Origin of the sequence: Maribacter spongiae, from assembly GCF_047345125.1 — a bacterium.
GTDB lineage: Bacteria > Bacteroidota > Bacteroidia > Flavobacteriales > Flavobacteriaceae > Maribacter.
Map to the genome: position 1 here is coordinate 85,548 of NZ_JBLFEQ010000005.1, position 12,260 is coordinate 97,807.

A 12,260-nucleotide genomic window follows, 5' to 3' on the forward strand; every position below is an offset into this window, starting at 1 on the left:
AAAAAATCTATTCAACGCTATCCGATAGGGGGTTCATTTCATATGTTTTTTTACTATCGAACTTTATTTGATAGGAAGTATTGAATTTAGGGTTGGGTAGGTAATAATCCGTGCTGATTACTTGTGCGCCACTTTTTAAAGCGGCATTCCATCTGGTATAATCATTTTTTCGGGCTTCCCATGTGCCGGCATCCGCCCTGGTACGGACCATATATCCTTGACGGACCAATTTTTGGATACTATCCTGATGTTTTATAGGGTCGTTAATGATCAGAAAAGCCGATTCCGGATTCCCGGGTTCCGAAATCGTAAACATGACCCTATTTTTTAAAGAAGGATGGCTTTTGCCATATGTGGCCATTTTTTCACCCATCTCATCCAGTACAAATAAGAACTTTCCTTTGCTCTCATCGAGTGTAGGCCAACCATGCTCAAGAATGGATTGTTCCAAGGTCTTTTTTTCTTGTCGTACAAAATCAGGAGTAATCAATTGTGACGAATCAAAAACCGCCAATATTTCTTTGTCGATACTTGCTAAAGCCTCCGCATCAAAGGTCAGGGGTTTAGTAAAGTCTGGGAGATCCAATACTTGATCCTTGGCATTCATAGTTATGATAATGGGGATATGCCCTTTATGTTGTGCGGACCATTGCTTAAGTTCTTTCAACGCATCCTTAAAAAGAAGGGAATTGCTCCGAAAATCAATATCTTGAATGTGGAAAACTTTCAATCCCGGAAGGGTCAATTTGTTCTCGATATCAAAAGGTAAAGAATCATTATCTTGACTTTTGACCAATTGCAGCCCTAACGGATTCGTGTACCTACCACCCTGAGGATCGTAAAAAATATCCAATTCCAATCCCCTTAGGCCCATGTTCAATTGTTCGGTAAGGCCTACATGACCATAATCCAGTTCCATGGCCCTTATGGAATCCTCTTGAAAAATTTGCTGCCACAGTTCTTCCTGTATAGGCTGTTTATAACTATTATGGCTTCCTATAATCTGAATTTGATTGAAACGGATCGGGGTGTTTTTTTCGCAACTTACACCAAGGAACAATATGCAAATAAAAAAGAACCTATATATATGACCAGAATCCGAAAGGATTTGATTGAGACTTTGGGATTTTTTTTCCATAATAATATCTTGAGACGTTAAATATATAAATGATAAGTCCGATTGATAATGTTTGGAAGATTAATTTTATGCAAAGGTTTGCAGTGAAAACAAATTAAAGATATAAACCTAAGGACACTAAGATTTAATGATTTATACCCCATTCGGGAAGAGGTCACTATAAATTTTAAAGGGTATCTAATCAGGAATGACAAACCATGCTTAAAAGGAATTTCATTCTTTTGTTAAAACTATGGATTTTAAGCCCATAGCGGTTTATTTATGTGACCTCGACAGGCTTACTTTCGGTTTTCCTTTGCGTCCCTTCCTGAAAATGCAAATCTGCATCGCTAACGCTCTGCGGTTTTGTGTTTTCGGTCCGCTTACAAAAGCTTTGGGCTTTTGATGCTCCAAAAGACAAAACCCTGCATTTTCTGGACTTACTTTATTTGACTGGACATAAAGTTGCGGGAATTACTGTTACATAATTTACCTTTGAATTATGTCAAAACGCAAAAGAAATTTTGTTAAGATCCATCAAGAAGTGAAATCAATGTTCCAATAGGCTAGTATCTTTAGGTTAAGGCTAGGTGAGTTTATTGCTTTTGAGGATGGGAGGGATAAAAGGATATGGTTCAAATTGCAGCTTTTTCAAAAAATGAAACCAAGAAAAAACACTAATCTTCTATAGACGATTTTTTGTTAAATCATGAAAGGATTTATAGGGAATCCAACTGAATAGGTAAGAACGGGGAAATTATAGTTGTTTTAAGCTCTACTTGATAAATTGTAATTAAAATTCTTATTGTTTGAATCGAGCCCAAGTAGCAAAAACAAAATGGGCTTGACCTTATCTTTTAATTTTTCTCTAAGTATCCTAAATGCCTTGTTCATTTGGCTTTCTACCGTTCGTATGGAAACATTCATGAAATTGGCAATCTCGATATTGGTCAATCCTTCTTGTTTACTCAGCAAAAAGGTTTCTTTGCACTTAGGGGGCAGTTTTTGAATTTCTATTTTCACCAATTTGATTTGCCTCTGTAACAAATCTTGATATTCATTTCCAACAATCATATTTATAGCTTCCAGATGCTTTTCTTCAATAGCTAACATCCTTTTGTCTTTTCTCCATTGATTGAGAAACCTATTGTAAACGGTTTTGTACAAAAAACTCTTTATGGATTTTATAGATTGTATTCTATGTTTATCTTCCCATAATTTTATGAAGACATTTTGAACAATATCCTGAGCCAATTCATAATCATTTGAAAGGCTGTGTACATATACACAAAGGGCTTGGTGGTAAGTATCCATTAGGAAAACCAAAGCTTCATGATTCCCCTTTTGAAATTCATCCTTTAATATCCGATCATTTGAAAAATCCATTTTCAACCCTTCGATTTGATGATAATTGATGCCACAATATAAAAAATTAATTAAAAAACGTAAGTATTGAGGGAATTTGATGTGTCTTATTAAAAAAGGTTTTCGGAATGCTGAACAAAAAAATGGAGACCATAATAGTCAAATACCTTTCCAAATCTGCCTCAACCGAGGAAATGATAGCATTGACAATATGGTTAAAGAAAGAATCTAACAGTTCGATTTTTGAGGATTTTATTAGAACTAATTATTTAATTGACTTTAATATGCTCGACTTTGATACGGAGGGAGAAAAGAAAAAACTACTTAAGAGAATAGAAGAGAGAGAAAAAAACAAGCATAGAAGAATAGTGTGGGAATTTTTCAAATATGCTGCGGTTTTAATCGTTGCGATTGGGCTTGGATATATTTTGAATACTAAAAATAATAATTCTCCAACTGAAGAAAACCAAAATGTAGTCGTTGAAATCGATAATAATATACAACCAGGAAAGGACAAGGCAATTCTAACATTAGAGGATGGTTCGGAAGTTGTGTTAGAAAAAGGAAAACAGACAAAACTCAAGGGGATTTCTCATAACGAGGATAAACTGGTCTACAATAATAATTCAGCTGAAAAATACAGTGTACAATATAATCATCTGACGATTCCAAAGGGAGGTCAATTTTTTGTACAACTATCAGATGGAACCAAAGTTTGGTTGAATTCAGATTCCAAGCTCAAATACCCAGTTAGTTTTATCAAAGGGCAATCCCGAAATATTGAATTGCTTTATGGTGAAGCATATTTTGATGTATCCTCAAGTACAAATCACGATGGAGCGAATTTTATGGTTCAAACGGGAATTCAAGAAATTCAGGTCTTAGGTACTGAATTCAATGTTAAAGCATATCAGGATGAATCCAATATTGTTACTACCCTCGTTGAAGGAAAAGTAACCATAGATAATGGAACGCAAGAAACATTTCTTAAACCATCTGAACAGTCGATTGTTGATTTGAAAAATTCAGAAATAACTATTAAAAAGGTGAATAAAGTGTTTGATGAAATAGCATGGAAAGAAGGCTATTTCAGCTTTAAAAGTAAAACGATGAAAGAAATTATGAAAATACTTTCAAGATGGTATGATATAGAATATGTTTTTAAGGATTCAAAAAAAGAAGAAAAGAAATTTACAGGAGTGCTTGATCGAGAAAGCACGATTGATCAGATATTAATAAACATTCAAAAAACCAACGAAATAAATTTTCAGATATATGATAAGACCGTAATTATTGAATAAAAAAAGGAATAAAGTCGCTACGTCCAAAGGTTTTGACTCCATTCCCTTTAAGAAAGATTAATCAAATGTTTAACTAATCCAAATGCTAATTTATGAAAATTAACTTTAAGAAAGCTTTTCTCCATAACGGAGAAAAGCTGCTAAAAACCATTATGAGAACATTTTTATTTCTGTGTTTTACCACTGTTTTAAGTTTTACACCGAACGATACATTTTCTCAGAACGCAAAGATCTTTATTGAGACCGATAAGGAGATATCGGTATCTCAAATTTTTGAACTTATTCAGGAACAAGCAGGATACAAGTTCGTCTATAGTGATGAAATTATTGTTAATGCTCCTAAAGTAGAACTGAAAAAAGGGGTTATTCGTGCTAACGAGCTCCTTAAAAAGGGATTATCCCCAATTGGGTGCACTTTTGAGTTCACTAAAAATGAAACAGTTATTGTCAAAAAGAAAAGTAGGGTTGACTCCGTAAATGCTCTACAAGTTTCAGTTATTGGAACGGTTAAAGACAATAGTGGCCAACCACTGCCAGGAGCAAACGTCATCGAGAAAGGAACAACTAATGGTGCTCAGACCGATTTTGATGGAAACTATACAATAACTGTCAGTAATAATGATGCTGTTTTGGTTTTCTCTTATTTGGGATTTACAGCCAAAGAAGTTGTTGTCGGAGATCAAACGAATATTAATGTTCAGTTAGCCGAAGATTCGGCAAAATTGGACGAGGTTGTAGTTATAGGTTACGGTTCAACAACTACAAGAAAAGTGATTTCTGCGATTAGTTCTCTTAAATCTGAAGGACTTAAAGATTTACCTATAACAAGTTTTGATCAAGGTATTGCAGGTAAACTGCCGGGGATTGATATTTCGACCGCAAACGGAGCACCTGGAGCCGAAGTAGATATCAAAATAAGGGGGAATAACTCTATAAACGGAAGGAACAATCCTTTGATTGTTGTCGATGGTGTTCCTTTTTCAAATTCTCTCAATGATAATTTTAGTCAAGGAAGAGCAGCTTTTTTTCGATTTAATAACACCTACCGCATCAATCTCCTAGGAGCTATAAATCCAGGTGATATTGAATCGGTTGAAGTGTTGAAAGATGCTGCCGCTGCTGCGATATATGGGTCGAGAGGTTCTAATGGAGTAATATTGATTACAACCAAGAAGGGTAAAAGAAATGAGAAAACCAAGATCAATGTAAATGCATATACTGGTATTCAGCAAATCACGAAAAAAGTGGATATGATGAATGCCCAAGAATTTTCAGAATATACCGCATTAGCTCGAGGTTTATCTCATGTTGCACGAGATCCTCTAAATAATTCTATTGATGATCCAAACGAAGACAGGGTACTTGCTGATAGGCTCCCTCCTCATGTAGTTGCAACACTTAACGGATCGAATGGTGTTGACGTTGATTGGCAGGACGAGCTATTTAGAACTGCTTTTGTTCAGAAATATGACGTATCATTTCTAGGAGGTAGTGAAAATACTAGTTATTATGCTTCTGGAAGTTATACCAATCAAGAAGGAATTATTATTAATTCTGGATTGGAGCAATATACCGGTAGGCTAAACCTTGAAACGACTTTTAATGATAAGTTGACATTTGGTCTCAACATGAATCCTTCTTATACCGACAATAAATTAGCGCATTCCGAGGCAAATTTTTGGAGGGAAGGTTTGATATTTACCACATTAATGATGCATCCAAATCTACCATCAAGAGATGCCAATGGTGATTTAGTAATAGATGCACAATTTATTCCGGTAAGGGAAGGAACGGGAGTAATCGCCAATCTGCCTAACCCAGTAGCTTTGGCCAATGAAACCATTACCGAGCTAGAACATTTAAGATTTTTAGCCAGCACATATTTAAATTTCGATTTTACAGAGGAACTTTCATTCAGGACATCTTTTGGTGTTGATTATAACAATATTGACAGGTTCTTTTATAGACCAGGATCAATTCCAACAAGAGAAGAACCTAATTCTCCTCCTGCGACAATTTTCAATTATGCATTTTCCAATCAATCGAGATCCCTTAATTGGATTACGGAGAATTATTTCACTTTTGATAAATCATTTGATAAGCATAACTTGAATATATTGGCAGGTTTCTCAGCACAAAAAGAAACCAATAGCAGAGATTATGTTGAAGGTAACACATTCCCAAATGATAATGTCACTACAATTAATGCAGCACAGAATACATTTGGCTTCACAGAAGAAAGAGAGTCATCTTTGCTTTCCTATACTAGTAGGATCTCATACGATTATGATTCTAGGTACTTGCTTTCTTTCTCATTAAGAAGGGATGGTTCTTCGAGATTTGGAGATAATACAAGATGGGGTTGGTTCCCGGCGGTTTCTGCAGGATGGAGAATGTCCGATGAGGATTTCCTTAAAGAAAGTGATCTGATAAGTGATTTAAAATTTAGGGGGAGTTGGGGTCGCACCGGTAGTACCGATATCCCTTTTTATGGTAGCAGTGCCTTACTAGGAACTTCGAACTATGTATTGGACGGATCCGTAACCAATGGTCTTTCACCATCCACATCTCCTAATCCTGATTTAGGTTGGGAAGAAACCACAACGGTAAATGTTGGTATGAACCTGGGCTTATTTAGTAACAAATTGACACTATCTGCAGATTATTATGTATCTAATACCAGGGATTTATTATTGCAAGTAACGCTTCCCGGTTCAAGTGGATTTACGAGTTCTTTACAGAATATCGGAGAGGTTCAGAATAAAGGGTTTGAACTACAATTGGGAACAACCCAGCAATTTGGTGAATTGAAGTGGACAGGAACGCTTAATTATTATACCAATGAAAATGAAATTATATCTCTAGGACCTGGCCAGGATAGAATTCTGTTTGGAGCGGCAGATGGTTTTACTGGACTGCCCGGACAATATTTTGCATTACAAGTTGGAGAATCAACCGGATCCTTTTTTGGATATAAAGTTGATGGGGTGTTTGAAAGTCAAGCACAGTTTGACAGTACTCCGCATTTGGAAGGTCAAAATCAAGCCGTTGGCGATTTAATTTATGTAGATAACGATGGAGATGGAGATGTAGATGCTGACGACCGTACAATAATTGGTAACAGTAATCCAGATTTTTCATGGGGATTCGGGAGTACATTCGAATTTAAAGGTTTTGATTTGGCATTTAACCTTCAAGGAGAGCATGGAGCTGAGCTTTTTAATTCAAACTTGCGGTATTTATCGGAAACATGGGGAAACAATTTGGACGTATGGAGAACGGGTTTTGATGACATTGGCACACCAAGACCTGTATGGGGGGTAGGTAATGGAACTCATGTTCGTGCATCCGAATTACATATAAATGATGCATCTTTTGTGAGACTTAGAGAAATTACATTAGGATATACGCTTCCAGAAAAAGTATTTGATAATTCTTTTGTATCGAACCTAAGGTTTTATGTAACTGCGCTAAATCCAATTACATGGGATAATTATGATCTCGGATACAATCCAGAGGTCAATTTAAATGGTGGTGATGCTATTAGATCCGGTGAGGATTTTGGTAACCACCCGTTGACTAAGCAGTTTATCCTTGGTGTTAATCTTTCATTTTAATTTTAAGACAATGAATATAAAGAATATAATAGTTTCAACAGTCGTTCTTCTGGTTTCATTTTCATGTTCAGAAGACTTTATAGATCTTGATCCTCTTTCTGATCAAAGCTTAGGTAACTTTTTTAGTAATGGCCAAGATGTCGAACAAGCCGTAATTGGAGCATATGATGCACTACAATCGGCCAACCAATACGGTGGAATTTCAGGTTTTAACCATTTTATGGAAGTAAGATCGGATAACTCTTTTAACAGTAATCCCAATCAAGATGGAGGTAGTAGGGCTGATTTTGATAATTTTAGTTTAGATGTAGCCAATACATGGATTAATGGAACATGGATTTCATGTTATGATGGTATAAACAGATGCAATACTATTTTAAATCGTATTGATGCTATCGAAATGGATGATAACGTTAAGGCCAATAGAATTGGTGAGGTTAAATTTATTAGAGCATTAACTTATTTCAACCTTGTTCGTATTTGGGGAGATGTACCATTAATTACTATGGAACGGGAAAATGCCTTTGATGCCTTTGAAGATACAAGGGCCAGCACATCTGCAATTTATGATCAAATAATAGCCGACCTTACGGACGCTATTGCTTCTCTGTCCTTAAAAGCGGATACTGATTCAGGGCGGGCAACACGAGGTGCTGCACAAGCATTGTTAGGTAAGGTACATTTGACATTGCAAGACTGGTCGGCAGCGGTATCTGCATTGGAATCTGTTGTTAATTCACCCACGAATTATGACCTTGAGGCCAACTTTGCTGATTTGTTTGATCAAAGCAATGAGTTTGGAGTAGAGTCAATCTTTGAAGTAAATTTTCTTTCTGGAACTAACGGGGAGGGATTACAACTCCAAGGTAGTCCGGCTGAGCGAAATAATAAGCCGTCAGTGAACTATATAGATTATACCAATGCTTATTTGATTGGTAATCCAAATGATGTTCGCCCAGGCGTTTCAATAAATATTATTTCCGGAACAGATGCTTTAACAGGGAAATTAGCGGGTATTGATGATGTAGGTTCTGATGGAACCTACGATTCCAATATCATCGTTATAAGATATGCTGATGTACTTTTAATGTTGGCAGAAGCACTGAATGAAATTGGATATCAAGCCTCAGGGGATGCCTTCACTTATTTAAATCAAGTGAGGTCTCGTGCAGGTGCATCCACATTGACGTTCACAGATTTGCCGGATCAAACTGCCTTCAGAGATTGGATTGCAGAAGAAAGAAGATTGGAACTGGCATTTGAAAATCACCGTTGGTTCGATTTAATAAGAACGGGTAAAGCACTAGAGGTTATGAATAGTGCGGCCAATGCGGGATCCTTTGCTTTTACAGTTGAAGCTCATCAATTGTTATATCCAATTCCACAGGCTCAAATAGATGCTAGTGGCGGTGCCTTGACACCCAATCCAGGATATTAAAATTCTTAGCGCCGGTTCAAAAAAGATTTAATTTTTTGAACTGGCGTATTTAAAACTCAACTTATGTTTAAGTGTAAGAACTTCGGCTTAGGATTATTGTTAATCTCAAGTTATTTTTTATTGTTCAGTTGCCAAAAGACCAAACAGCATGAAATTATTTCTAATGCTCATGAGATTTTAGAGCCATGGCAAAAAGGGATCCTGGACATTCATCATATTAACACGGCAAGTGGGGATGTCACCTTTTTTATTTTTCCAGATGGTACCACGATGTTATTCGATTTAGGTGCTATGAAACCGCTAAAAGGAAACCCGGAATATTTTTCATTGAAAACGAATTCCCAATTTACCCCGGCTCAAATTGTGGCGCATTATATTCAGGCCACACATCCTGATAAGAAAAATACACATCTTAATTATGCCTTAATATCTCACTTTCATGAAGATCATTATGGGAAGGTGGATGAAGAAAGTGAAAAATCCGAAAATGGAGAATATTTACTCTCAGGTATTACTGAAATTGATAAATATGTTCCAATTGATACACTTATTGACAGAGCATATCCAGAATATAATGAACCAAGGGGATTAACAACATATTATTCCGGTAATGCTACTTTTAACAACTATCTCAAGTTTGTTGACTTTAGAAATAATAACAATAAACCCACCGAATTTCTGGAAGTAGGTAGTAATAACCAAATCACATTAAAATCTGATGATTTCCCTGAATTTGAAGTAAGGAATTTAAAGGCAAATCTTAGCATATGGAGTGGTAAAGGTGATAATACTAATGAAAAAAAACATGATTTTTCGAAGCTTATAGAAAATTGCGGATTTAATGAAAATCCTTTTTCTCTTGCGCTGAAAATAAATTATGGGGATTTTGATTATTACACGGGAGGGGATTTGACAGGTTATGATTGGAGAAATGTATTGGATATGGAAACGCCCATTGCAAAAGTAATAGGAGAAACGGATGTCATTACCATGAACCACCATGGTTTTCATGATGCCACCAATGAGTATTTCATGAAGACTTTGAGTCCACAAGTCGTAATCAACCAATCAAGACATACACCTCACTTCCAATTTACACCGTTACAGCAAGTGGTCGATGTAAAATCGGATTTCTTCGTCAATAATCTTCATGACGAGATTTTTGACCTTTTTTCTACGGAATTAAAAGACCTGGTAAGAGGTATGAACGGGCATATATTGGTACGAGTACGTCCTGGGGGTGCAAAATATGATATGTATGTTCTAGAGGATGACAATTTTGATATGAAAATTATAAAAAAGATAGGTCCTTATTTGGCAGAAAAATAAATGCGGATTTAAGGAATTGTTTGAGTTAGTTTAAGTTAGTTTTTTTTCATTATCGAGTTTTGAAAAAGCGGAGTCATCCTCCGCTTTTTTAAGCTTTTAAAATTCAATTGATGAACTATAAAATGAGGATAGTCCAAGTAACAATATTAGTTTCCCTTTTTGTTGGTCATTATGTGTTTGGACAGGAACATGCCAACCCCAAACTAATAATCGGTATAGTCGTGGATCAAATGCAAGCCGAATGCCTCTATCGCTTTCAGGAAAACTATGCCGAGAACGGTTTCAAAAGATTGCTACGGGAAGGGTTCAATGTTAAAAATACACATTACAACTATGTTCCTACTACCACCGGAGCCGGTCATGCCTCCATTTATACGGGAACGACCCCGGCGGACCATTGAATCGTATCCAATGATTGGTACAACAGAGAGTTAAGTCGGAAATTCTATTGTGCCGAGGATAATACGGTCAATTTGATCAATGGCAAGGGAATAGCTTCCAATGGATTTGATTATAATTCTCGTATTTATGTATTAAATCTTGAGTCTTAGATAGGAGGGGGGGGGTTACTGGAGATTTAGTCTTTTGTCGATTAGTAAATATCCAATCGCTACCATCAACACCTTTTAGTATGTTATTTTTTGTGAGATTCATAATATCTATATATGCTATTCCAGTATAGCAGCTAAAAACAAACAAATCACGAACCCTATCTAGGCGTTCCAATGGAAAAGCATATGTTTCCAGGTTTGACAGCTCATTGGCACTTAAAAATTCACGTTGCTTGGTTTCGAAAGTGGGTTTCCATCTTATAAATGGATCTTTGTCAATCCATTCTAAGTGATAAGCCAAAGTCACAATCTTTCCAAGCTTCTGAAGATGCTTCATTACAGTATTATGACTCATGGCTTTGGGATGCCCTTTTGGATAGTGCCCAATAAGAAAAGTTTCAAAATCAGAAATGAATTTGTAATCAAGCTTTCTTAAATAGATATCAGTGGTCTTTAGTTTCTGTTGGAGATATCTATTTATATAATTTTCCGAAATACCGAAGTTTCGAATTGTACCAGATGCAAGCGTTTTTTCAATTTTTCTGTTGTGATATTTTAGAATTTCCTGCAATGTTTTAGAATTCTCACTTTCACCTAGGTAATCAGCTTTAATTAATTCAGCCGTAATGAGTCCTCCTTTAAACTTTAAATCTTGAAAACTTTGAAAAAGCCGAGTCCGAACCTGATTTAGGTATTCATTTATTTGCCGTGCTTCATTAGAGTTTCCCTTGATCTTTTTTCTTTTGCTATCCCAAAGAAATATAGGAATTTTCTTTTTTAAGCTAATGTTTATCCGCTTACCATTTACGGTTACTCTTGCAAATAGTTCTGCATTACCATTAGTTGCTCTCGAAGAATTAATCCAAAATAGGATTGAAAAAGTGTGTGACGTTTTCATAGTTGTCATCTTTAAGGTTAAACATTAAGATGAAAGTCAAATCAACTATGGCTTGCGTTTTTGGCTATTCGGTCAACACTGTTGACCGATTAAAAATCTGTTGACCGATTTGTTGACGTTTGGAATCATATCAATTCAAATCTTATTATCGCCTAAAAACAACGAAACCTTGCAAATCATAGATTTTGCAAGGTTTTATATTCGTTTGGATTTTACTCCTAGTGACCTCGACAGGATTACCTTCGGTTTTCCTTTGCGCCCCCTCCTGAAAATGCAAATCTGCATCGCTAACGCTCCGCGGTTTTGTGTTTTCGGTCCGCTTACAAAAGCTTTGCGCTTTTGATGCTCCAAAAGACAAAACCCTGCATTTTCATACAGGGTTTACGCTTTATGTGACCTCGACAGGATTACCTTCGGTTTTCCTTTGCGCCCCCTCCTGAAAATGCAAATCTGCATCGCTAACGCTCCGCGGTTTTGTGTTTTCGGTCCGCTTACAAAAGCTTTTGGCTTTTGATGCTCCAAAAGACAAAACCCTGCATTTTCATACAGGGTTTACGCTTTATGTGACCTCGACAGGATTCAAACCTGTAACCTTCTGAGCCGTAATCAGATGCGCTATTCAGTTGCGCCACGAGGCCGATATA

The 12,260-nt window shown here is 36.3% G+C and carries 8 protein-coding genes and 1 tRNA gene; 5 read left to right on the top strand and 4 right to left on the bottom strand.

Translation table 11 applies throughout. The annotated features are described in order from the left end of the window. Positions 1–7 precede the first annotated feature (7 nt). Together ACKWB9_RS08485 and ACKWB9_RS08490 are read right to left on the bottom strand one after the other, a co-directional pair. The gene (locus ACKWB9_RS08485) at positions 8–1,138 is read right to left on the bottom strand and encodes a phosphatidylinositol-specific phospholipase C1-like protein (RefSeq protein ID WP_414002585.1); all 1,131 of its coding nucleotides are present in this window, start codon (positions 1,136–1,138) and stop codon (positions 8–10) included. 747 nt (positions 1,139–1,885) lie between these two features. After that, entirely contained in the window at positions 1,886–2,503 is a 618-nt protein-coding gene (locus tag ACKWB9_RS08490) for an RNA polymerase sigma factor (protein ID WP_414002586.1), read from the bottom strand. Between the two features lie 122 nt (positions 2,504–2,625). Here ACKWB9_RS08490 and ACKWB9_RS08495 point away from each other — a divergent pair, with 122 nt between their 5' ends. The 5 genes from ACKWB9_RS08495 (at position 2,626) to ACKWB9_RS08515 (ending at position 10,568) form a co-directional block, all read left to right on the top strand. Beyond that, complete coding sequence (locus ACKWB9_RS08495; RefSeq protein WP_414002587.1) at positions 2,626–3,783, top strand: FecR family protein; 1,158 nt, start codon at positions 2,626–2,628, stop codon at positions 3,781–3,783. 92 nt (positions 3,784–3,875) lie between these two features. Beyond that, positions 3,876–7,400 carry a SusC/RagA family TonB-linked outer membrane protein gene (locus tag ACKWB9_RS08500; protein ID WP_414002588.1) on the top strand — a complete coding sequence of 1,175 codons (3,525 nt, stop codon included), beginning with the start codon at positions 3,876–3,878 and terminating at the stop codon, positions 7,398–7,400. Between the two features lie 10 nt (positions 7,401–7,410). Beyond that, positions 7,411–8,838: a RagB/SusD family nutrient uptake outer membrane protein gene (locus tag ACKWB9_RS08505; RefSeq protein WP_414002589.1), complete on the top strand. Its 1,428-nt coding sequence runs from the start codon at positions 7,411–7,413 to the stop codon at positions 8,836–8,838. Between the two features lie 63 nt (positions 8,839–8,901). Beyond that, positions 8,902–10,167: a ComEC/Rec2 family competence protein gene (locus ACKWB9_RS08510; RefSeq protein ID WP_414002590.1), complete on the top strand. Its 1,266-nt coding sequence runs from the start codon at positions 8,902–8,904 to the stop codon at positions 10,165–10,167. 110 nt (positions 10,168–10,277) lie between these two features. Then, positions 10,278–10,568 (top strand): alkaline phosphatase family protein, encoded by a 291-nt coding sequence (locus ACKWB9_RS08515; RefSeq protein ID WP_414002591.1) that lies wholly within the window; start codon positions 10,278–10,280, stop codon positions 10,566–10,568. Between the two features lie 76 nt (positions 10,569–10,644). Here ACKWB9_RS08515 and ACKWB9_RS08520 read toward each other — a convergent pair whose 3' ends face one another. Both ACKWB9_RS08520 and ACKWB9_RS08525 read right to left on the bottom strand, forming a co-directional pair. Then, the gene (locus ACKWB9_RS08520) at positions 10,645–11,616 is read right to left on the bottom strand and encodes a site-specific integrase (protein WP_414002592.1); all 972 of its coding nucleotides are present in this window, start codon (positions 11,614–11,616) and stop codon (positions 10,645–10,647) included. A gap of 564 nt (positions 11,617–12,180) precedes the next feature. After that, positions 12,181–12,254, bottom strand: a tRNA-Arg gene (locus ACKWB9_RS08525). Positions 12,255–12,260 lie beyond the last annotated feature (6 nt).

Bases quoted from the DNA above. Each gene is read 5' to 3' on its own strand.
- ACKWB9_RS08485 (WP_414002585.1), bottom strand. From the start codon at position 1,138: ATGGAAAAAAAATCCCAAAGTCTCAATCAAATCCTTTCGGATTCTGGT.
- ACKWB9_RS08490 (WP_414002586.1), bottom strand. From the start codon at position 2,503: ATGGATTTTTCAAATGATCGGATATTAAAGGATGAATTTCAAAAGGGG.
- ACKWB9_RS08495 (WP_414002587.1), top strand. From the start codon at position 2,626: ATGGAGACCATAATAGTCAAATACCTTTCCAAATCTGCCTCAACCGAG.
- ACKWB9_RS08500 (WP_414002588.1), top strand. From the start codon at position 3,876: ATGAAAATTAACTTTAAGAAAGCTTTTCTCCATAACGGAGAAAAGCTG.
- ACKWB9_RS08505 (WP_414002589.1), top strand. From the start codon at position 7,411: ATGAATATAAAGAATATAATAGTTTCAACAGTCGTTCTTCTGGTTTCA.
- ACKWB9_RS08510 (WP_414002590.1), top strand. From the start codon at position 8,902: ATGTTTAAGTGTAAGAACTTCGGCTTAGGATTATTGTTAATCTCAAGT.
- ACKWB9_RS08515 (WP_414002591.1), top strand. From the start codon at position 10,278: ATGAACTATAAAATGAGGATAGTCCAAGTAACAATATTAGTTTCCCTT.
- ACKWB9_RS08520 (WP_414002592.1), bottom strand. From the start codon at position 11,616: ATGAAAACGTCACACACTTTTTCAATCCTATTTTGGATTAATTCTTCG.